The organism is Pseudoxanthomonas mexicana, assembly GCF_001556105.1.
Lineage (GTDB): Bacteria > Pseudomonadota > Gammaproteobacteria > Xanthomonadales > Xanthomonadaceae > Pseudoxanthomonas_A > Pseudoxanthomonas_A mexicana_A.
Genome location: NZ_LSIF01000024.1, coordinates 23615 through 46163, shown reverse-complemented (window position 1 = coordinate 46163; position 22549 = coordinate 23615). Strand labels below are relative to the sequence as shown.

Annotated in this window: 17 protein-coding genes; 6 read left to right on the top strand and 11 right to left on the bottom strand. The window is 66.1% G+C overall.

Annotation, left to right across the window (positions count from 1 at the left end):
- Positions 1–2: 2 nt before the first annotated feature.
- Positions 3–404, bottom strand: coding sequence for a type II toxin-antitoxin system VapC family toxin (locus AX730_RS02910; protein ID WP_062351689.1), 402 nt, complete (start codon positions 402–404; stop codon positions 3–5).
- Positions 401–607, bottom strand: coding sequence for an AbrB/MazE/SpoVT family DNA-binding domain-containing protein (locus AX730_RS02905; RefSeq protein WP_062351686.1), 207 nt, complete (start codon positions 605–607; stop codon positions 401–403). The genes AX730_RS02910 and AX730_RS02905 overlap by 4 nt, the downstream gene beginning before the upstream one ends.
- A 213-nt stretch (positions 608–820) precedes the next feature.
- On the opposite strand from AX730_RS02905, the gene acnA reads away from it, so the two are divergent.
- Complete coding sequence (gene acnA, locus AX730_RS02900) at positions 821–3586, top strand: aconitate hydratase AcnA (RefSeq protein WP_062351683.1); 2766 nt, start codon at positions 821–823, stop codon at positions 3584–3586.
- 307 nt (positions 3587–3893) lie between these two features.
- Complete coding sequence (locus AX730_RS18750; protein ID WP_157074070.1) at positions 3894–4109, top strand: hypothetical protein; 216 nt, start codon at positions 3894–3896, stop codon at positions 4107–4109.
- A gap of 14 nt (positions 4110–4123) precedes the next feature.
- Here AX730_RS18750 and AX730_RS18315 read toward each other — a convergent pair whose 3' ends face one another.
- Entirely contained in the window at positions 4124–4585 is a 462-nt protein-coding gene (locus AX730_RS18315) for a hypothetical protein (protein ID WP_083537674.1), read from the bottom strand.
- A gap of 93 nt (positions 4586–4678) precedes the next feature.
- Here AX730_RS18315 and AX730_RS02890 point away from each other — a divergent pair, with 93 nt between their 5' ends.
- Both AX730_RS02890 and AX730_RS02885 read left to right on the top strand, forming a co-directional pair.
- Complete coding sequence (locus AX730_RS02890; protein ID WP_062351681.1) at positions 4679–6358, top strand: long-chain fatty acid--CoA ligase; 1680 nt, start codon at positions 4679–4681, stop codon at positions 6356–6358.
- Positions 6359–6626: 268 nt separating this feature from the next.
- Positions 6627–7493, top strand: coding sequence for a crotonase/enoyl-CoA hydratase family protein (locus AX730_RS02885; protein ID WP_062351677.1), 867 nt, complete (start codon positions 6627–6629; stop codon positions 7491–7493).
- Between the two features lie 184 nt (positions 7494–7677).
- Here the strand turns inward: AX730_RS02885 and AX730_RS02880 are convergent, their stop codons facing one another.
- The 4 genes from AX730_RS02880 to prfB form a co-directional block, all read right to left on the bottom strand.
- Entirely contained in the window at positions 7678–9870 is a 2193-nt protein-coding gene (locus AX730_RS02880; RefSeq protein ID WP_062351674.1) for an ATP-binding protein, read from the bottom strand.
- Between the two features lie 3 nt (positions 9871–9873).
- Positions 9874–10959: a cyclic di-GMP phosphodiesterase response regulator RpfG gene (gene rpfG / locus AX730_RS02875; protein WP_225589368.1), complete on the bottom strand. Its 1086-nt coding sequence runs from the start codon at positions 10957–10959 to the stop codon at positions 9874–9876.
- Between the two features lie 411 nt (positions 10960–11370).
- A complete protein-coding gene (lysS, locus tag AX730_RS02870; protein ID WP_062351668.1) occupies positions 11371–12894 on the bottom strand; it encodes a lysine--tRNA ligase in 1524 nt (507 codons plus the stop codon).
- Between the two features lie 62 nt (positions 12895–12956).
- A protein-coding gene (gene prfB / locus AX730_RS02865; RefSeq protein WP_157074069.1) for a peptide chain release factor 2 occupies positions 12957–14082 on the bottom strand; the annotation gives its coding sequence in 2 pieces (ribosomal slippage) (positions 12957–14006 and positions 14008–14082; 1125 coding nt in all).
- Positions 14083–14211: 129 nt separating this feature from the next.
- Between prfB and AX730_RS18745 the strand changes: the two genes are divergently transcribed.
- Both AX730_RS18745 and AX730_RS19105 read left to right on the top strand, forming a co-directional pair.
- Positions 14212–15570 carry a tetratricopeptide repeat protein gene (locus tag AX730_RS18745; RefSeq protein WP_062351662.1) on the top strand — a complete coding sequence of 453 codons (1359 nt, stop codon included), beginning with the start codon at positions 14212–14214 and terminating at the stop codon, positions 15568–15570.
- Positions 15558–16094: a GGDEF domain-containing protein gene (locus AX730_RS19105; protein ID WP_062351659.1), complete on the top strand. Its 537-nt coding sequence runs from the start codon at positions 15558–15560 to the stop codon at positions 16092–16094. Before AX730_RS18745 ends, AX730_RS19105 begins: the two co-directional genes overlap by 13 nt.
- 2 nt (positions 16095–16096) lie before the next feature.
- Here the strand turns inward: AX730_RS19105 and recJ are convergent, their stop codons facing one another.
- Genes recJ through carB form a run of 4 tightly spaced genes read right to left on the bottom strand, consistent with a single transcriptional unit; the run spans position 16097 to position 22497 of the window.
- Positions 16097–17824, bottom strand: coding sequence for a single-stranded-DNA-specific exonuclease RecJ (gene recJ, locus AX730_RS02850; protein WP_062351656.1), 1728 nt, complete (start codon positions 17822–17824; stop codon positions 16097–16099).
- Entirely contained in the window at positions 17821–18774 is a 954-nt protein-coding gene (locus tag AX730_RS02845; RefSeq protein ID WP_062351653.1) for a hypothetical protein, read from the bottom strand. Before AX730_RS02845 ends, recJ begins: the two co-directional genes overlap by 4 nt.
- A 4-nt stretch (positions 18775–18778) precedes the next feature.
- Positions 18779–19243, bottom strand: coding sequence for a transcription elongation factor GreA (gene greA, locus AX730_RS02840; RefSeq protein ID WP_198146996.1), 465 nt, complete (start codon positions 19241–19243; stop codon positions 18779–18781).
- An 8-nt stretch (positions 19244–19251) separates the two neighbouring features.
- Complete coding sequence (gene carB, locus AX730_RS02835; protein WP_062351647.1) at positions 19252–22497, bottom strand: carbamoyl-phosphate synthase large subunit; 3246 nt, start codon at positions 22495–22497, stop codon at positions 19252–19254.
- Positions 22498–22549: the final 52 nt, after the last annotated feature.

The following is a 22549-nucleotide window of genomic DNA, read 5'->3' as shown; positions in this document are numbered from 1 at the left end:
GCTTATTCGGTGACGGGCACGATCAGCTTCAGGCCCTTGAAATAGTCGCGGTGGAAGGCGGTGTCGAAGGTGATCAGGCCGTCGCACTGCAGCAGCGCGTGCGCGCCGACCAGGAAATCGGCGATCGGCCGGGCTTCGCCGTCGCGCTGACGGTGCCGGCGTTGCATTTCGCCCGCACGCAGCGCGGACTTGGCTTCGACGGGGTTGAAATGGACGCCCATCTCCTCCAGCGCGGCCAGCGCGTCGGCGCCGTTGCGCAGCGAGGCACACAGCTGCGCCAGCGCGGCATCGCAGACCACGACGCGTCCGCTCCCAAGGCTCTGGCGCAGGCCGGCTTCGACGGCGTCTGCACGGGCGCCGTCGGTCAGCAGCTCGATCAGGACGGGGGCGTCGACGGCGATCATTCGTTCACGGCGTCCGGGGTGCCGTCGGCGTCGAGGGAAAATTTGCCACGCACGCGCGAAATCGCATCGTCGACGCTCTTCCGCAACACGATGCGGCTACCTTCCAGTTCGACCTTCAGCACGCTGCCCTTGGTCAGGCCCAGCGCATCGCGCACGGCCTTCGGCAGGGTGATCTGGCCGCGCTCTGCAACGGTGGCTTCCATCGGCGGGCCCTCTTGAGTATGGAGAAATTATACATACTTTACTTGGCATACCCCAGCCCGGAGCCCCGCCATCCTGCCCGTTATCTGCCCCTTTGGTCGGATCATCTCCGTCTCATTCATGACGGATAATCCGGGCAAGACTCGACATGACACGCAGCGCCAGCGGCTTATGCTGGTCCCCTGCCCCTTTCCCCAGCTACAGGAGCCTCCGCGATGAGTGATTCCTTCGCCACCCGCCGTTCCCTGGACGTCAACGGCACGTCCTACACCTACTACAGCCTACCGGCCCTGGCCGAGCGGCTGGATCCGAAGGGCGGCTTTGCCCGCCTGCCCTACTCCATGAAGATCCTGCTGGAGAACCTGCTGCGCTGCGAGGATGGCGTCACGGTCCTGCCGGACCACATCCAGGCTGTCGCTGGCTGGGAAGCCGCTAAGGAGCCGGATACCGAGATCGCCTTCATGCCGGCGCGCGTGGTGCTGCAGGACTTCACCGGCGTGCCCTGCGTGGTCGACCTGGCCGCGATGCGCGATGCCGTGGTCAAGCTGGGCGGCAGCCCGGACCAGATCAACCCGCTGATCCCCTCGGAACTGGTGATCGACCACTCCGTGCAGGTCGACGTCTTCGGCAGCCCGGACGCGCTGGACCTCAACGGCAAGATCGAATTCGACCGCAACAAGGAGCGCTACGGCTTCCTGCGCTGGGGCCAGAAGGCGTTCGACAACTTCAAGGTGGTGCCGCCGAATACCGGCATCGTCCACCAGGTGAACCTGGAGAACCTCGCCCGCGTGGTGATGACCGGCGAGAAGGACGGCCAGGCGATCGCCTATCCCGACACCGTCTTCGGCACCGACAGCCACACCACGATGATCAACGGCATCGGCGTGCTGGGCTGGGGCGTGGGCGGCATCGAAGCCGAGGCCGCGATGCTCGGCCAGCCGTCGTCGATGCTGATTCCGCAGGTCGTCGGCTTCAAGCTGAGCGGCAGGCTGCCGGAGGGCGCCACCGCCACCGACCTGGTGCTGACGGTCACCCAGATGCTGCGCAAGCTGGGCGTGGTGGGCAAGTTCGTCGAGTTCTACGGCGACGGCCTGCAGCACCTGCCGCTGGCCGACCGCGCCACCATCGGCAACATGGCGCCGGAGTACGGCGCGACCTGCGGCATCTTCCCGATCGACCACGAATCGTTGAACTACCTGCGCCTGTCCGGCCGCAGCGAGGAGCAGATCGCACTGGTCGAGGCCTACGCGAAGGCGCAGGGCCTGTGGCATACGCCCGACTGCCCGCATGCCGAGTACAGCGCCACGCTGCACCTGGACATGGGCGACGTGAAGCCGTCGCTGGCCGGCCCCAAGCGCCCGCAGGATCGCGTGCTGCTGCAGGACGTGAAGCAGAATTTCCGCGACAACCTCAAGCCATTCGCCGATGCGCGCGACAAGCGCAGCCCGGAAGTGGCGGACTTCGTTTCAGAGGGTGGCGGATCCGCGGTCGGCAACGATGCGCTGAGCCGTGGCTACGCCGACATCGAGACCGAAGGCCAGAAGGTGCGACTCAAGGACGGCGCGGTGGTGATCGCCGCGATCACCTCGTGCACCAATACCTCCAATCCGGCGGTGATGATCGGCGCCGGCCTGCTGGCACGCAATGCGGCGGCCAAGGGGCTGACACGCAAACCGTGGGTCAAGACCTCGCTCGGCCCGGGTTCGCGCGTGGTGACGGATTACCTGGAAAAAGCCGGCGTACTGGACGATCTGGAAAAGCTCGGCTTCTACGTGGTCGGCTACGGCTGCACCACCTGCATCGGCAACTCCGGTCCGCTGCCGACGGAAGTCAGCGCGGGTATCGCGACCGGCGATCTCGTCGTGACCTCGGTGCTGTCGGGCAATCGCAATTTCGAGGGGCGCGTGCACCCCGAAGTGAAGATGAACTATCTCGCCAGTCCGCCGCTGGTGGTCGCGTATGCGATCGCCGGTACCACCGACGTCGACCTAAGCACCGATCCGCTGGGCACCGGCAGCGACGGCCAGCCGGTGTATCTCAAGGACATCTGGCCGAGCAACAAGGAGATCGGCGACTTCATCGCCAGGACCATCGGGCCGGAGATGTTCGCCAAGAACTACGCCGACGTGTTCAAGGGCGATTCGCGCTGGAACACCATCGCCTCGCCCGATGGCGACCTGTACGTATGGGATGGCGACTCCACCTACATCAAGAACCCGCCCTACTTCGACGGCATGACGATGGAGACCGGCAGCATCGACGACGTGCACGATGCACGCGTGCTGGGCCTGTTCGGCGACTCGATCACCACCGACCACATCTCGCCGGCCGGCAACATCAAGAAGGATTCGCCGGCGGGCCGCTTCCTGATCTCGCGTGGCGTGCAGCCGGTGGACTTCAACAGTTACGGCAGCCGCCGCGGCAACGACGATGTGATGGTGCGCGGCACCTTCGCCAACATCCGCATCAAGAACCTGATGTTCGGCGGCGAGGAAGGTGGCAACACGCTGTACTTCGGCAGCACGCCGCCGGAGAAGATGTCGATCTACGACGCGTCGATGAAGTACCAGACACGCGGGGTGCCGCTGGTGGTGATCGCCGGCAAGGAGTACGGCACCGGCTCGTCGCGCGACTGGGCGGCCAAGGGCACCAACCTGCTGGGCGTGAAGGCGGTGATCGCCGAGAGCTTCGAACGCATCCACCGCTCCAACCTGGTCGGCATGGGCGTGCTGCCCTTGCAGTTCAACGACGGCGAGAACGCACAGTCGCTGGGCCTGGACGGTTCGGAGATCTTCGACGTCACCGGCCTGCAGGACGGCGTGGCGAAGACGGCCAAGGTGACGGCCCGCAAGGCCGACGGCCGGACGATCGAGTTCCAGGTCAAGGTACTGATGCTCACGCCGAAGGAAGTCGAGTACTTCCGCCATGGCGGCTTGCTGCACTACGTGCTTCGCCAACTGGCGGCACGCAAGGCGGCATAGCCCGAAGTGGTGGGCGGATACCTGACGATGCTCGGCAGGTATCCGGTGCGGCGACAAGAAGGGTGGACTGCCGGCATGTACGGCGGCCCACGCTGGACCCTTCGCGCCCGTCATGGCGCCACCGCATGACCGTCACCCGTCGGCTGTTCCTCTTGCTGGCCTCACAGGCCATCGCCGTCACTCTGCAGCACGCGCGGCAGGACCAGACCCTACCTTGGCCAAGCGCATCGGCGAACAACTCGTGGCTGGCAACGCCGCGAGCGGGCCGGAAGCGTAGGCAGCGCCCGAGGTGGTCGGATGGTGGACGATGTTCTGTCCCACGTATTCAAACGCTGGCGACGCGGCGCTCGTGAAACAGGGCCAGCGCTATGCGCTGGCCGGTGAGATACAACGGCCACGAGGCGATATGGAAAGCACGAGCGTGGTCCAGATGATGATCAAAAGGCCCGGCCTGAACGATCCGCACTGCTGTCCCTCCGTGACCGACAAGACGCTTCGTTACCAGTGGTCACCGGCAGGCTGATGCCCGCAAAGTGATCACGGGCGATCTTTCCAGCGCGCGTGGTAGACACGCCATTCCCCACCTTCCTGCCGCCACGTGGTGGTGACCCGGTACGTCGCCGCCTGCTCCGGCAACAGACGCCCGCTGCTGCCTGTCAGCAGCAGCGGAAACTCCACCGTTGCGTTCTCACCTTCCACGCGCACATCGAGTAGCCCGATGGTTGCTCCGGTGCGTGCGTTCGCGAGTGCCCGCATGCGCAACAGGTTGTGCAACGCAGCACGATCCATGCCATCCTGACCGGTGAACGCCTCGCTGACACCGTCCATGAAATCGCGTGGGCGCTGCGTCTCGACGGCCGCCTGCATGTCGTCGATACGCTGGCGCAGCCGCGCTTCCGGTGAATCCCGACCGCATCCGGCGATGCCGGCCAGCACGCAGAGAACCATCAGCCAACGCTTCATCGTGGTGCGTGTCATCGACAGCTTCGCCTTTTCCATCCGGAACGGTATGCTCCCGACAGGCGCCTTTTCAGGCGTTTGCCCATTGAATGCCGCAAGGCAACCCGAAGACCCTGGGGAGGGAGTGGAACGATGAGTCAGGAACGTCCGTGGTTCAAGAGTTATCCGCAAGGCGTGCCGCATGAGGTGGACCTGGAGCAATACCGTTCCATCGTGTCCGTCTTCGATGAGGCGATCAGCAAGTACCGCGACCGTCCTGCGTTCCGCAACTTCGGCAAGACCCTGACCTACGGCGAGATCGACACGCTCAGCCGCCAGTTCGCGGCGTACCTGCTGGGCGAGCTGAAGCTCAAGAAGGGCGACCGCGTCGCCATCATGATGCCGAACTGCCTGCAGTACCCGATCGCCATCTTCGGCGCGCTGCGCGCCGGCCTGACGGTGGTGAACGTCAATCCGATGTACACCCCGCGCGAACTCAAGCATCAGCTGGTCGATTCCGGCGCCAGCGTGCTCCTGGTCGTCGACAACTTCGGCAAGACCGCGCAGGAGGCCCTCACCGGCACGCAGGTCAAGCAGGTGATCACCACGGCACTCGGTGATCTGGTCGGATTCCCGAAGGGCGCCATCGTCAATTTCGTACTGAAGTACGTGAAGAAGATGGTGCCCGACTACGATATCCCCGGCGCCGTGCGCTTCAAGGACACGCTGACGCTGGGCCAGTTGCATACGCTGCCCGAGATCGACATCGATTCAGGCGACATCGCCTTCCTGCAGTACACCGGCGGCACCACCGGGGTGGCCAAGGGCGCGATGCTGACGCACCGCAACCTGGTGGCGAACATGCAGCAGGCCGGCGTCTGGGTCGGTACAGGCCTCGATTACGGCAACGAAGTCATCATCACCGCATTGCCGCTGTATCACATCTTCGCGTTGACGGCGAACTGCCTGGTCTTCATGAAGCTGGGCGGCCTCAACCACCTGATCACCAATCCGCGCGACATGCCCGGCTTCGTGAAGGAGTTGAAAGCCACGCGCTTCACCGCGATCACGGGCGTCAACACGCTGTTCAACGGCCTGCTCAACACGCCTGGCTTCGACGAGGTGGATTTCTCCAATTTGAAGATGACGCTCGGCGGCGGCATGGCGGTGCAGCGCGCCGTTGCCGAGAAGTGGAAAAAGGTCACCGGCGTGACGCTGATCGAGGCCTACGGGTTGACCGAAACCTCGCCCGCCGCCTGCATCAATCCGATGGACCTGCAAGACTACAACGGCGCCATCGGCCTGCCGGTGCCTTCCACCGATGCATGCCTGAAGGACGACGATGGCAACATCGTCCCGGTGGGCGAAGTAGGCGAACTGTGCATCAAGGGTCCGCAGGTGATGAAGGGCTACTGGCAGCGCCCCGAGGAAACGGCGAACGTCATGGATGCCGATGGTTGGCTGCACACCGGCGACATGGCGAAGATGGACGAGAAGGGCTTCTTCTACATCGTAGACCGCAAGAAGGACATGATTCTGGTCTCCGGTTTCAACGTGTACCCGAACGAAGTCGAGGACGTGATCGCGGGCTTGGATGGCGTGCTTGAAGTCGCCGCGATTGGCGTGCCGGATGACAAGTCGGGCGAGGCGGTGAAGGTCTTCATCGTGAAGAAGGACCCTGCCCTCACTGCCGAACAGGTGAAAGCGTTCTGCCGCGACAATCTGACCGGCTACAAGCAGCCGCGCCATATCGAGTTCCGCACGGAACTGCCGAAAACGAACGTCGGCAAGATCCTGCGCAAGGAACTCAGGGAGCCGGCAAAAGCCTCCTGACGCACCCTGTTCAGCTTCGTGTGAAGGCCGGCCCAGCGCCGGCCTTTTTCTTTTCCGTCAGGACTTTAGGGCCATATTTAAGACGCTCGTCACAAATATGAGAGCTGGGATGCGATTCGGGTGAATGACGTACCACAAGCGCGCGTGTGCACCGGATTTTAATTATTCGTTCAGGTGTAGGATCGGCGCGTGATGCCACCTGCGTCACATTAATCCGCCACCCGCTTCCCCTGCCGCGCGGGAAAGAAACCCCTTCAAGGAGCTCCCAATGAACAACGTCGAAAAACTGCAGCGCACCCGTGCCTTCCCGACCATCCGCATCGAGTCCGAACCCAGCGGTGATGCGCACTGGTTGTACATGCATTCGGATGTCGCACCGGGCGTGCGCCCCTGCTTCCGCAGCCAGATGCTCGACGACGTGTTGAGCTTCACCAACTCCATCACCCTGCGCGAATCCCAGCGCCAGCCGGGCAAGCTGCGCCATCTAGTGATCGCCTCCGATGCGAATGCCTTCAATCTCGGTGGCGATCTGGAATTGTTCTCCCAGCTGATCCGCGAGAACAACCGCGATCGACTGCTGAGCTATGCGCGCCGCTGCATCGATGGCGTCCACCACCTCAACACAGGCCTGGGCGGTGATGTCCGCACCATCGCGCTGATCCAGGGCGATGCACTGGGCGGCGGCCTCGAGATCGCGCTGTCCTGCCACACCATCGTGGCCGAGGAAGGCGTGGACATGGGCTTGCCGGAAGTGTTGTTCGGCCTCTTCCCGGGCATGGGCGCCTACTCGTTCCTGTGCAAGCGCGTTTCGCCGCAGGTCGCCGAGAAAATCATCCTGGAAGGCAACATCTACACCAGCGACGAGTTGTACAAGATGGGCGTGGTCGACGTGCTGGTCCCGAAGGGCCAGGGTGCCGCCGCTGTGCAGACGATCATCGACAAGCAGCGTCGTTCGCCGCACGCCCACCTGGCCTTGAATGCCTGCCGCAATCTGGCGCAGCCGGTCGGTTACGACGAACTGATGGGCATCACCGAAGTATGGGTGGATACGGCCCTGACACTTGGCGACAAGTCGCTGAAGATGATGGAGCGCATCGTCCGCGCCCAGGAAAAGCGGTCCATCCGCGCTGCCTGAGCAACACCTGCACGTCTGCTGCAATACGGACAACACAGGGGAAATCAGGGGGTTGAAGCGCGCAGAGCGCCTTCAAGGGCGAGTCCGGGTCACCGTACTCGCCAGGGACCTGCCGCTGGCGGGCGACCCACGCGACACCGTTCGATAGTGCACCCGAACGCCCATCCGTCGGCGGGACGTTGTATCAGGACGACGACCCTTCGTTGCCCTTCTCCACCGCACCGCGCACCCGTTGGCGCGCATCGAGCGCGGCGCGGCCGTGGCTCAGGTGCGAGTTCAGGGACGCAAGCCGGTGCCGCCATTCGCGCGTGATCTGCCAGTCGGCGAGGTTCATCATCTCGCCCGCCGCCGCGGCCAGCTTCACCAGGCCGAGGTTGCTGGCCACGCCCTTCAGCGCATGCGCATGTTCGCGAAGATGTTCGCCGTCGCCCCGCTCCATGGCGTGCGCCATGGCGCCGATGCAACCATCCGCGTCGTTGAGGCATTGTTCGATGAACTCACGCTCGAACGCATCACCCATGCCGAGTGCAGTAAGTTCATCCAGCACGCTGACATCGAGTACGCCGTCAGAGACTTCAGCGCGCACCGGCGCTATGGAAGTCGCGGTTGCGGCAACCCGGCCCGACGTCGCGACGTCGGCCAGCGCGTCCAGCAAACGGGACGCCACGACCGGCTTGGCGAGGAAGGCGCGCGCACCTGCCTGTTCGCACCGCTGGATGGATTCGGGGGTGACATCCGCACTGAGGATGAGCACGGGCGTTCGGCTGCCGCTTCCCGCTTCCATCACCCGCAGTTGCTTCAACAGATCCAGGCCACTCAAGCCGGGCATGTGCAGGTCGCAGATGACCGCGTCGTAGGACGCCGATTCCAGCGCGTCGAGCACTTCTTCACCACCGTTGACGCAGGTGATGCGGTGCCCCGCCTTCTGCAACAGGCGCTGCACCACCATGCGGTTGGCCTCGTGGTCGTCGGCCACCAGGATCTGCATGCTACGCACGCGGGCGCGATGGCGCAGGAACGGATCGGAGAACGCGATGATGTTCTCTGCACTGGCGGTCTCGGGTTCGTCCCGCAGCCATTCCGCATGGCCTTGCACCGCCGGCACCATGACGCGCTCGGGCACCGCGTCGAACGGCAGTTCGACCCAGAAGCAGCTACCCCGTTGTTCGTGGCTCTCGAAGCCGATGGTGCCGCCCATGGCCTCGGTCAGGCCCTTGGCGATGGTCGTGCCCAGCCCGGTGCCGCCATAGCGGCGCGACAGACTGCCGTCGGCCTGCTCGAACGCTTCGAACAGCCGCTCGCGCAACGCAACCGGTACGCCAATGCCGGTATCGGTCACCGTGAAACGCAGACGCATCCGATCTCCCTCGACCAGGGTCGGCGTGACCACCATGCGGACTTCGCCCTCATCGGTGAACTTCACCGCATTGCCGGCGAGATTCAGCAGCACCTGCCGCAAATGGCCGGCATCGCCGCGCAGCTTGAGCGGGATCGCATCGTCCACCATGCCTTCGTAACGGACCTGCTTACCGCGTGCCTGCGGCATCAGGATCAGGCCGATGCTTTCCACCAGCTCGCGTGGCGAGAACTCGACCACATTGAGCTTGACCTTGCCCGCCTCGATCGCGGAGATGTCGAGCACGTCCTCGACCAGACCGAGCAGCGTGCGCGTGGACGCCTGGATCGTCGACAGGCATTCGCGCTGTTCGGCGTCCAGCCGCGTCGTCGCCAGCAGTTCCGACATGCCGGCGAGACCGTTGAGCGGCGTGCGGAACTCGTGGCTCATGTTGGCCAGGAAGCGGCTCTTGGCTTCGTTGGCGCGGCGCGCTTCGTCGGTGGCGCGGGTCAGGTCGCGCAGCAGGCCGGAGAGGTACATCGGCACGGCGATCAGGCCCAGTACCAGGCCTACGCCCAGCGTGAGGTTGTCCCGCCAGTAGTCGTTCATGGCGACCACCGCGGCGAACGCGGCGCTGGCCATCGCCACTGCGACCACCAGGTAGCGGTTGCCGTAGCGCAGGCCATTGCCCACCGTGATCCACATCAGCACGACATAGGCCCACGACAACGGCTCGCCCATGCCGTTCATGGCCGCGGCCAGCAGGCCGTAGTCGGCGATCATGCCCAGCCCACGACGCACGTGCGACTGGCCCGGCTTCACCAACAGCCAGGCGAAGATACCCAGGCCGTTGATCAGGCCCGAGGTGATGATGGTCAGGACGATCGTGTACTCGCCCGCCGGCAGCGCGGCGCGCGAGGACGGCAGCAGCGCGTAGAACAGGATGATCGAGATGACCGCGATGCGGATCGCGGCCTGGCCGTGTTCACTGTCGCCGCGATGCGCCAGGCGGGACTTCATCCAGCTGAGGGGACTGGTCATGGCTTACTCCATCCCTGGACGGCTCTGCACCGTCGAGTAGCGTTCGCAGATGTCGTCCAGCCGCGCCCGCCCACGGATCAACGCGTCGACACATGCGGGATCGAACAGGCGACCACGCTGGGCATACAGATACGCCAGTGCGGCATCCTTTTCCCATGCCTTCTTGTACGGCCGCGGCGAGATCAGGGCATCGAACACGTCCGCAACCGCCACTATCCTCGCTTCCAACGGGATCTGCTCACCCACGAGGCCATCCGGGTAACCACTGCCGTCGTAGCGCTCGTGATGGCGCAGTGCGATCAGGGCACCCGTCTGGATGAATCGGTTCTGGCTACCGGACAGCAACTGGTGACCGATCTTGGGGTGGCGGCGCATGACCTCGGTTTCGTCCGCGGTCAGCGGGCCGGCCTTCATCAGCACCGAATCCGGGATGGCGATCTTGCCCATGTCGTGCAGCGGTGCCGCCATCTCGATGGTGCGCACCTCGTCTTCCGGCAGGCCGAGCTGTTCGGCGATCAGGCCGGCCACGTGGGCCATCCGCTCCAGGTACGCGCTGGTGCCGCTGTCGCGGTACTCGATGGCCCGTGCGAGGCGCGACAGGGTCTCCCGCTCGCGCTCCTCGACCTCGTGCATGCTGGACAGCAGGCGCTGCTCCAGCGACAGGGCGCGTTGCTTGACGTTCTCCGACTGCTGGCGCAGCTGCAACAGGTTGCGGCAGCGGGCGCGCAGCTCGCGCGGCCGCACCGGCTTGACCAGGAAATCGATGACGCCAGCTTCCAGCGCCGCCTGGCGGATCGGCTCGTCGCCGACCACGGTGATCAGGATGATCGCGATGTCGCGATGCATCGGCAGCCGGCGGAAACGGCGGGCGAATTCCAGCCCGTCCATGCCCGGCATGCGGTAGTCCAACAGCAGCAGATCGGTGCGGTTCTTCTCGCACCATTCCAGCGCAGCCAGCGGATCGCCGAAATCATGGACGGCCAGCTCGGACGCGATGTCCTCGATGACATGGCGCAGCATCGTGCGCGCAGACGTCTGATCGTCGACGATGACGATGTTCAAAGCGTTACCCACCCCTTGTGGCCACATCACGTGGTTGTCGGGCAAGGATACTCCGGCGGTGGCGGGGCTCGCATCCAACATGTCGGCAGTCCTGTTCGGCGGCACGGCCCCGGGCGGGGTCCGTGGTCCACGAAGGGAACCGATGCCAATCACGGGGCCCCCTCCCCTGATCTCTATCGGCGCGGACGGCGGAAAATTGACCGTCCTGCGCGTGAAACCACGCAGGAACCGTGCCAGCCGTCTCAGTGGCCTGTCGGGACTCAACACATTGACCTCCGTCACGGATTGACGGGCTTCCCGTCCGTCCATGGCGGGCAGCTTGCCGGAATACCGGGCGCAGGCGAAACACGCCCCCAAGCCGGTGGACCCGTCACGTCATCCAGACGGGTACGTATGCTGCCCCTGCGCGTCACTCTGCTACGTGCGGGGTCTGACTGTTCAGGCCTGGCTTTCAGGGCGCATGTAGGGGAACAGCAGCACGTCACGGATCGAATCGGAGCCGGTCAACAACATGACCAGGCGGTCGATGCCGATACCCAGGCCGCCGGTCGGCGGCAGGCCGACTTCCAGTGCGCGGATGTAGTCGGCATCGAAGTGCATGGCTTCGTCATCGCCACCGTCCTTGGCCTGGACCTGGGCCAGGAAACGCGCCGCCTGGTCTTCGGGGTCGTTCAATTCGGAGAAGCCGTTGGCGATCTCCTTGCCGTTGATGAACAGTTCGAAGCGGTCGGTGTAGCCCGGCGCATCGTCGTTGGCGCGGGCCAGCGGCGACACTTCCACCGGGTGGTCGGTGATGAAGGTCGGCTGCACCAGCGTGTGCTCCACCGTCTTCTCGAAGATCTCCAGCAGCAGCTTGCCCCAGCCGTACGACGGCTTCACATGGATCTTCAGCCGCTCGCAGTGACGCACGAGCGCATCGCGGTCTGTGCAGTCGGCAGCGCTGATCTCGGGGTTGTGGTGGCGGACGGCCTCGTCCATGCGCCAGCGGCGGAACGCGGGTTCCAGGTCGATGTCCTCGCCATCCCACGCCACCTGGCCCGTGCCCAGCACCTCGTGCGCGACGTCGCGGATGACGCCTTCGGTCAGGTCCATGATCTCGTTGTACGTGGCGTAGGCCTCGTACAGTTCGAGCATGGTGAACTCGGGGTTGTGGCGGGTACTCACGCCCTCGTTGCGGAAGTTGCGGTTGATCTCGTATACCCGCTCCAGGCCACCGACCACCAGGCGCTTCAGGTACAGCTCCGGCGCCACGCGCAGGTACAGGTCCAGGTCCAGCGCGTTGTGGTGCGTGGTGAATGGCTTGGCCGCGGCGCCACCGGGGATGTAATGCATCATCGGCGTCTCGACCTCGAGGAAGCGCCGCGTGTCCAGCCATTCGCGGATCGCGCGGATGATGCGCGAGCGCTTGATGAAGACGGCACGCGCTTCCGGGGTGACGATCAGGTCGACATAGCGCTGGCGGTAACGCTGCTCCACGTCCGACAGGCCGTGCCACTTGTCCGGCAGCGGACGCAGCGACTTGGTCAGCAGCCGAAGGGCCTCGGCTTTCACCGACAGTTCGCCGGTGCGTGTACGGGTCAGTCCGCCCTCGACGCCGACGATGTCGCCGATGTCCCAGCCCTTGAACGCATCGTAGGTCGCGCCCAGCGTGTTGGACTGCAGGAACAGCTGGATGCGGCCCGACTCGTCCTGGATCTGCACGAAGCTGGCCTTGCCCATCACCCGCTTGGCCATCAGGCGGCCGGCCAGCTTTACCTGCCGGTTGCTGCCCTCCAGCGCCTCGCCGGACCACAGGTCGGCGTCCTCGTACTGCGTCTGCAGGTCGCCCGCGTAGTCGGTGCGGCGGAAATCGTTGGGGAACGCGATGCCCTGCCCGCGCAGCGCAGTCAGTTTGGCGCGACGCTCGGCGATGAGACTGTTCTCGTCGACGGGGGGCTGCGGCGCGGTGGTCTGATCGGTCATGGGGAGGCTGTCTGCTGATGGAGTGCCGGGCATGTCCGGCCGAAAGTGGGTGGAGCGGAACGTCAGGCGTCGATGCGTTTGGAGCCGGCCTCCAGGCCGGATTTCAGGCTGGCCTCGACGAATTCGTCCAGGTCGCCGTCCAGCACCTTCTGCGTATCCGAACGTTCGATGCCGGTGCGCAGGTCCTTGATGCGGCTCTGGTCCAGCACGTAGTTGCGGATCTGGCTGCCCCAGCCGATGTCGGACTTGGTGGCTTCCACCGCGTCGCGCTCGGCGTTGCGCTTCTGGATCTCAAGCTCGTACAGCTTGGCGGCCAGCATCTTCATCGCGTTGTCGCGGTTCTGGTGCTGGCTGCGGCCAGTCTGGCAGGCCACCACGATCCCCGTCGGCACGTGGGTGATGCGCACCGCCGATTCGGTCTTGTTGACGTGCTGGCCACCCGCGCCGGACGAACGGTACACGTCGGTCTTCAGGTCGGCCGGATTGATGTCGATGTCGATGTTGTCGTCGACTTCCGGCGACACGAACACCGAGGTGAAGCTGGTATGGCGGCGGTTGTCGGAGTCGAACGGCGACTTGCGCACCAGCCGGTGCACGCCGGTTTCGGTCTTCAGCCAGCCGTAGGCGAAGTCGCCTTCCACCCGCAGCGTGGCTGACTTGATGCCGGCGACGTCGCCGCCGCTGGCTTCCATCAGTTCGGTCTTCCAGCCGCGCGATTCGCACCAGCGCAGGTACATGCGCAGCAGAATTTCCGCCCAGTCCTGCGCTTCGGTGCCACCGGCACCGGCCTGGATGTCGACGAAGGCGTTGGAGCTGTCCATCTTGCCGGAGAACATGCGCTGGAACTCCAGCTTGCCCACGTGCACGGCGTAGCGCTCGACGTCGGCGACCACGGCCTGCGCGGTGTCCTCGTCGTTCTCCATCTCGGCCAGTTCCAGCAGTTCGCTGCCGCCGGTCAGGCCTTCCTCGATGTCCCGGATGCCGTTGACCGTCTTGTCCAGCAGCGAGCGCTCACGGCCGAGCTGCTGGGCGTACTCGGCGTTGTTCCAGATGTCCGGGCTTTCCAGCTCGCGGTTTACTTCTTCCAGGCGCTCGCGCTTGGCATCGTAGTCAAAGATACCCCCGGAGCGAGGCCAGCCTGTCCTGCAGGTCGGCGATGCGCTGGCGGATGGGATTGAGCTCGATCATGGGTCGTGGGGCGGGGGCTGGAAACGGTCGGCAAGGATACCAGAGGCTCACGCGACGACGTGCCGACGCCCGCCGGCTGGAACGGGACTTGCATCGCTGCAGTCGCGTCCTCCCGAGAGCCGTCCGCATATGCCGACTCCCGCCACCACCCTGCCCGTTCCGCTGCTGCCCTGCCTGCTCGGCCTCGTGCTGATGCTCGGCCTGCCGTCTTCACGTGCCCAGGGCACGCAACCGGTCGTCGACCAGCGCGCCGACGAGGTGAAGCGCTGCCTGCAGTTGCGACGCGATGCTCCCCCGGTCGCGGTCGCGCTGGCGGAGTCGCTGCTGCGCGAGCCCGACCTGGCGGTCGAGGACGAAGTGAAGATCTACAGCTGCCTCGGCATCGCGGCCGGGCTTGCGGGCGACAGGACCCGCGCCGTGGAAGCCGGTGCGCAGATGGAGCGGCTGGTGAAGGAGCACCCCCGCCTGCCCGTGCAGTTCCGTGCACGCGCCTATTCGCAGGCCGGCTCCGTGTTCCACGGCGCAGGCCAGATCCATCGCGCGGAAGCCGCCTACCTGCATGCGCAGGGCCTGGCCGCCCAGCTGCCGGCCGAGGAGGCCGCCCTGTTCCAGGCCACCACGCTGACCAACATCGGCCTGATCCATGCGGACTACCTCGATTCCCCGGAAGTCGCGGATGGCTATTACCGCAAAGCCCTGGCGGCCGCGGGCTCGGTCGGCCTGGAGGATCCGCTGATCCTGCACAACCACGCCCTCAACCTGGTCCGGCTCGGCCGCACCGACGAGGCGATGGCCGTGATCGACGAAGGCGAAGCGCTGGCGCGCCGCAAGCAGGCGCAATCGGTGGTCGATCGCCTGCGCGCCGAGCGCGCCGGTCTCTGGATCGCACAGGGCCGCCTCGCCCAGGCACGGCCGCTGCTCGACGCCGCCATCAAGGCCCAGCAGGACAGCGCCGACAAGCCCGGTCTGGCGGGATCGCTGGCGAAGCTGTCGACGTTGCAACGCCTGTCGGGCGACTACGCGGGTGCACTGGCGACCGCGAAGCGCGCCTGGTCGAACGTGGACGGCACCCCGCATCCGCAGAAGCAGCGCGAAGTGCTGCGCGCCTGGATGGCCGCGCACGCCGCGCAGGGCCAGGCGGACGACGCCATGGACGTCGGCGCACGCCTGCATGCGCTGGAAATGCAGACGCTGAAGGAACAACGGCTGGAGCTGCTGGCCGATCTGCAGGCCCGCAGCGAGAGCGCCGCCGCGCAGCGCGAACTGGAGACGATGCGCCACCAGGCGCAGATCCGCGTACTGAACGACGAAAAGTCGACGCTGCTGCGCCGCTACGGCGTCGCCCTGCTGGTGCTGCTGGTGCTAGCCGGTGTCGGATTCGGCCTGTTGCAGCGTCGCAAGAACCGGCAACTACGGAAGGTCAGCGCCACCGACTCACTGACGGGCATCAGCACCTGGCCGCCGGCACCCGCCACGTGCTGTTCCTGATCGACATCGATCACTTCAAGAAAGTCAACGACGGTTTCGGCCACCACGCCGGCGACCAGGTGCTGATCGCGCTGGCGCGCCGCCTGCGCGACATCGGTCGCGTCGACGATGTCATCGCCCGCTGGGGCGGCGAGGAGTTCCTGATGGCCTGCGCCGACCTGACCGAGGCGCAGGCCTGCACGGTTGCGTCGCGGCTGCACGAAGCGCTGTGTGAAGTGCACGAGTTGGCACCGCGCCAGCAGTGGCCGTTGACCGTGTCGCTGGGTTTCGCACCGTTCCCGTTCTTCGACAACGCCGCCAGCGGCTGGGACTACGCGTTGCGCATGGCGGACCGCGCCCTGTACGCCGCCAAGGATCGCCGCAATGCGTGGGCCGGACTATGGGGCCGCGCGCTGCCGGGCGGCACCGCGCTGCAAGCGCTGCTGGAAGCGCCCGAGGACGCCGTCCGCAGCGGCGCCATCGAACTGGTGGCCAGTTATGCGGTGGAACGTCTGCCGCAGGTGCCGGCGACGCGCGCGGCCTGAAGTCAATCCGCCGGTGACCAGTGCCGGATCAGCAACTGGATGCCGCGCCGATCCTTCCAGTCGTCGGTATCGAGCTGGTACGCGGCTTCGATGCGTGTCGGTGGCGCGTGGTCGTGCCAGCCGTTGAACTGGATCGCATTCAGCGCGATCGCCTGGCCTGCCCGGCGCAGCGAGAACTTCAGGTGCTTCTCGCCGACCACGCGCCAGTCGAGCACGTCGAACACACCATCGAATACCGGCTCGGGAAATCCCTGCCCCCACGGGCCAGCGGCGCGCAGCACGTCGGCGTGAGCGCGGTCGAATTCGTCCGCCGCCAGTTCGCCATCGCTGAGCACCTCCTCACGCAGCAGGTCATCGTCCAGCCTGCTGGTGGCGTACCGGTGGAAGGCCGTGCGGAACTGCGGCAACGCGCTCTCGTCCATCGACAGTCCTGCCGCCATCGCGTGGCCACCGAAGCGCTGGATCAAGCCGGGATGCAGGGCATCGACTGCCGCCAGCGCGTCACGGATGTGGAAGCCCGGGATCGAACGCGCCGAGCCGCGCAAGGTGGTGCTGCCAGGCTCGGCTGGCGCGAACGCGATCACCGGTCGATGCAGCCGTTCCTTGATCTTCGATGCCACCAGACCGACCACGCCCGGGTGCCATTCCGGATCGAACAGGCACGGCGCCAGCGGCACCGGCGCGCCTTCCGCACTGTCGATGCGGGCCAGCGCCGCCTGCGCCTCGTCGACCATCTGCTGCTGCACGCCGCGACGTTCGGCGTTGATGCCGTCCAGCACACGCGCCATCTCGTCCGCCTGGGTGGCGTCGTCCGTCAGCAGGCAGGCGATGCCGAGTGCCATGTCCTCCAGGCGTCCGGCGGCATTCAGGCGCGGAGCGATGGCGAAGCCGATGTCGGCGGCCGTCAGTCGCGCAGGATCGCGCCCTGCCACGCGGATCAATGCCTGCAGGCCGGCGCATCCCTGCCCTGCGCGCAGGCGGCGCAGGCCGGCCCCCACAAGGGCGCGGTTGTTGGCGTCCAGCGGCACCAGGTCGGCAACCGTGCCGATGGCGACGAGATCGAGCAGCGTGGAGAGATCCGGCTCCGCGCCCGCGAACGCGCCGCGTTCGCGCAGTACACGGCGCAACGCCAGCAGCACGTAGAACATCACACCGACGCCGGCCAGCATCTTGCTGGGGAACGGATCGCCGCGCAGGTTCGGATTGACGATGACGTCGGCCAGCGGCAATACCTCGCCCGGCAAGTGATGGTCGGTGACCAGCACCTGCCAGCCGCGTGCTTTCGCTTCGGCGATACCGGCATGGCAGGCGATGCCGTGGTCGACCGTCACCAGCAGGTCGGGCTGCAATGCCGCCAGTTCGTCCACCAGCGCGGCCGACAGGCCGTAGCCATGGACCATGCGGTTGGGCACCGCCGGCGTGACCCGCGTGGCGCCCAGCAGGACGAGGCCGCGCACGCCCACCGCGCAAGCGGTGGCACCATCGCAGTCGAAGTCGCCGACGATGACGATGTGCCGGTCCTGCGCGATCGCGTCCGCCAGCAACGCGGTGGCCTCGCCCAGCCCGCCCAGCAAGTCGGGCGGCAACAACTGCGCCAGCCTCGGCTGCGCCTGCTCGACCGACAGCGCGCCACGGGCTTCGTAGATGCGCCGCAGCAGCGGCGGCACGCTGTCCGGCCATTGCCCGCCGGGCGCGATGGCACGACGACGGATACGCGGGGACGGCGTCATGCCGGAACGTGGTCCGGGCGTACCGTGTCCAGCCGATTCAGTGGACCGCGCCACAGGCGCCAGCGTTGTTCGCGACGCAGCGTGAACAGCGCACCGTCCTCGAAATCGAGGTTCAGCGCATCGAGTTCGCGCTTGCGCAGCGCGTCCAGCAGCGGCCGCAACGCATCGCTGCACAGCAGGTCGAGGTTGCGCAGGTGGCGCAGGTCGATCAGCGCATCCACCCCGCCCTCGCCGTTGGCATGCACGGCCTCGATGCCGGCCATCTGCGCCAGCGACTGCAGCAGCACGTCGTTGCCCTTCACCTGGCGGAATCCGGTGATCACCGCGTCCGGCAGCACGCCTCCGCCCCAGAACCACAGCGAGTTCACCGGTGGCTTGCCCTGCGCCGCCCGTTGCGCGTTCCATGGGTGGTTATGCAGCAGCACCTGGGCCTCGCTGAGCAGCGCCCGCCAGCGGCGGCCCGCATCGCCTTCGGGCAGGTGCGCGAACAGGTCGTCGCCGAGCACGTCGCCGGCAGATGCGAACGCCGGCAGCTTCGCGTCCACCGGCAGGCGCAGGTACCAGCGCGCCGGATTCGGTGCATCGAGCAACATGCCGGCATCGCCGAACAGGGGCTTCAGCGACGGCAACAGTTGCGTGGTGTCTTCGTCGGTGAGCGCGAGCGCTTCGCCATAGGCCAGCATGCGTGCACCGGTCATGTCGGGCGACACACGCGCCGGATCGGCACGCAGCCATGTCGCACCAGCCGCATCGCGCGCGTCACGCTGGCGCGTCAGCGCGGCGACCGGCCAGTGGTCGGGGACCAACTGGAACTGGCGGCGCAGTTGTGCGCGCTCACCCGCCTCGCCTTCGCTGCGATCGGCGCGCCCGAGCGCCCTGGCGACGTCCGGGGGCAGAGCGTGCCCGACCAGGCGGGTGCGGGCAGGCAACAGCAGGGTGGCCTGGGCCATCGGCTCAGTCGGCGTAGGAAACGCTGACGATTTCGTATTCGCGCTGGCCGGCCGGCGCGTCGATGGTGACGCTGTCGCCTTCATGCTTGCCGATCAGCGCACGCGCCAGGGGCGAGGAGATGGCGATCAGGCCCAGCTTGATGTCGGCCTCGAGGTCGCCGACGATCTGGTAGCGCTTCTCTTCATCCGTATCCACGTCGGCCAGTACCACCCTGGCGCCGAACACGATGCGCGAACCCGCATTGAGCTTGCTGACGTCGATGATCTCCGAGTGCGACAGTTCGCCTTCGAGCTGCTTGATGCGGCCTTCGATGAACCCCTGCTGCTCGCGCGCAGCGTGGTACTCGGCGTTCTCCTTGAGATCGCCGTGCGCACGCGCCTCCGCGATGGCGGTGATCACTTCCGGACGCTTGACCGTCTTCAGCAGGTCAAGCTCCTGCCGCAGGCGCTGTGCGCCTTCCATCGTCAATGGGGCTCTCACCCTTGAAGCTCCTTGTGCAGTTCCTGCAACGCCAGCACCGGGCCCGTGCCGCGGTATTCCAGCGAGTGCACCAGCGCCTTGGCGCCGGCGACAGTGGTTGAGTACGTGACGCGATGCTGCAAGGCCTCGCGCCGGATCGAGAAGGAGTCGGCGATCGCCTGGCGTCCTTCCGTGGTGTTGACGATATACACGATTTCGCCGTTCTTGATCAGGTCGACCACGTGCGGGCGGCCTTCCTGCACTTTGTTGATCTGCTCGCAGGCGATGCCGTGCTCACCCAACCACGCCGCCGTGCCTGCCGTCGCCACGATGCTGTAGCCGCGGCCGACCAGCTCCTGGGCGACGGGCAGCACGCGCTTCTTGTCCGGGTCGCGCACCGAAATGAACACCTTGCCCACCGGCGGCGCCTTGATGCCACCGGCCTCCTGTGCGCGCGCCATCGCTGCGCCGAAGCTGCGGCCGACGCCCATCACTTCGCCGGTGGAGCGCATCTCCGGGCCAAGAATGGGATCGACACCCTGGAACTTGGCGAACGGGAAGATCGCTTCCTTGACCGAGTAGTAGTCCGGCACGATTTCCTTGGTCGCGCCCTGCCCGGCCAGCGTCTTGCCGGCCATGCAGCGGGCCGCGATCTTGGCCAGCGGCATCCCCGTGGCCTTGGACACGAACGGCACCGTGCGCGAGGCGCGCGGGTTCACTTCCAGCAGATAGACGATGTCGTCGCTGCCGTCTTCGCCGGACTGGATGGCGAACTGGGTGTTCATCAGGCCGACCACCTTCAGCGCCTTGGCCAGCTCGACCACCTGGCGGCGCAGTTCGTCCTGCGTCTTCGCCGACAGCGAATACGGCGGCAGCGAGCACGACGAATCGCCCGAGTGCACGCCGGCTTCCTCGATGTGCTCCATCACGCCGCCGATCAGCACGTTGCCTTCCGCGTCGGCGATGATGTCCACATCCACTTCCACGGCATTGTCGAGGAAGCGGTCCAGCAGCACCGGCGAATCGTTGGAGACCTTCACCGCATCGCGCACGTAGCGGGCCAGGTCGGATTCGCCGTACACGATTTCCATCGCGCGGCCACCCAGCACGTACGACGGGCGCACCACCAGCGGATAGCCGATCTCGCGCGCCAGTAGCAGCGCTTCCTGATCGTTGCGGGCGATGCGGTTAGGCGGTTGCTTCAGGCCGAGCTTGTCGACCAGTTGCTGGAAGCGCTCGCGGTCCTCGGCAAGGTCGATCGAATCCGGGCTGGTGCCGATGACCGGCACGCCGTTGGCTTCCAGCGCACGCGCGAGCTTCAGCGGGGTCTGGCCGCCGTACTGCACGATGACGCCCTTCGGTTGTTCCAGCTCGACGATTTCCAGCACGTCTTCCAGCGTCAGCGGCTCGAAGTACAGGCGGTCGGAGGTGTCGTAGTCGGTGGAGACGGTTTCCGGGTTGCAGTTGACCATGATGGTCTCGAACCCGTCCTCGCGCAGCGCGAGCGCCGCGTGCACGCAGCAGTAGTCGAACTCGATGCCCTGGCCGATGCGGTTGGGGCCGCCGCCGAGGATCATGATCTTGTCGCGATTGGTCGGCTGTGCTTCGCACTCGTCCTCGTAGGTCGAGTACAGGTAGGCGGTGCTGGTGGCGAATTCGGCCGCGCAGGAGTCCACGCGCTTGTAGACCGGCTTCACGCCCAGCGCCTTGCGCAGCACGCGCACCGCGGTTTCATTGGTGTTCGCCAGCTGTGCCAGGCGCGCATCGGAGAAGCCCATGCGCTTCAGGCGGCGCATGCGTGCCTTGTCCAGCGACCCCAGGCCATCGGCGGCGAGCTGCTGCTCGGCGGCGATGATCTCTTCCATCTGGTCGAGGAACCACGGATCGATGAACGACAGCGCGTGTACCTGTTCCACTGTCATGCCGGCGCGGAACGCATCGGCCACGAAGAACAGACGCTCCGGGCCCGGCGCCTTCAGCTCGCGGCGCAGCTTGGCCAGATCGTCCTCGTCGGCCAGATCGAGGCCGGTGGGGGCGAGGCCGACCTTGCCGGTTTCCAGGCCACGCAGCGCCTTCTGCAGCGATTCCTGGAAGGTGCGGCCCATCGCCATCACCTCGCCCACCGACTTCATCTGGGTGGTGAGGCGCGCGTCGGCCTGCGGGAACTTCTCGAATGCGAAACGCGGGATCTTGGTGACGACGTAATCGATCGCCGGCTCGAACGAAGCCGGCGTCAATCCACCGGTGATCTCGTTCTTCAGTTCATCCAGCGTGTAGCCCACGGCCAGCTTGGCCGCGACCTTGGCGATCGGGAAGCCGGTGGCCTTGGAGGCGAGCGCCGAGGAGCGCGACACGCGCGGATTCATTTCGATGACGACGACGCGACCGGTCTGCGCATTGATGCCGAACTGCACGTTCGAGCCACCGGTGTCCACGCCGATCTTGCGCAGCACCGCGATGGAGGCGTCGCGCAGGCGCTGGTATTCCTTGTCGGTCAGGGTCTGCGCCGGGGCGACGGTGATGCTGTCGCCGGTGTGCACGCCCATCGGGTCGAGGTTCTCGATGGAGCAGACGATGATGCAGTTGTCCGCGGTGTCGCGGACCACTTCCATCTCGAATTCCTTCCAGCCCAGCACCGACTCCTCCACCAGCACTTCGGTGGTCGGCGACAGTTCCAGGCCGCGGGTGACGATGTCGACCAGTTCCTCGCGGTTGTAGGCGATGCCGCCGCCGCTGCCGCCCAGGGTGAAGCTGGGACGGATGATGGTGGGATAGCCGACGCGGGTCTGGATTTCCAGGGCTTCGTCCAGCGTGCGCGCGACCGCGGCCTTCGGACACTCCAGCCCGATCTCCCTCATCGCCACACGGAACAGTTCGCGGTCCTCGGCCATGCGGATGGCATCGCGCTTGGCGCCGATCAGCTCGACGCCGTACTTCTCCAGCACCCCATTGTCGGCCAGATCCAGCGCGCAGTTCAGCGCGGTCTGGCCGCCCATCGTCGGCAGCAGCGCATCGGGCTTCTCCTTGGCGATGATCTTCTCGACCGTCTGCCAGTTGATCGGCTCGATGTACACCGCGTCCGCCATCTCCGGGTCGGTCATGATGGTCGCCGGGTTACTGTTGACCAGCACCACCCGATAGCCCTCTTCGCGCAGTGCCTTGCAGGCCTGTGCGCCGGAGTAGTCGAACTCACAGGCCTGGCCGATGACGATCGGGCCTGCGCCGATGATCAGGATGGTTTTAAGGTCGTTGCGCTTGGGCATGCTGTCCTCGGTTCTTCGCGTGGCCGCCGCGCGCGCTGCGCGGCGTGCGGCC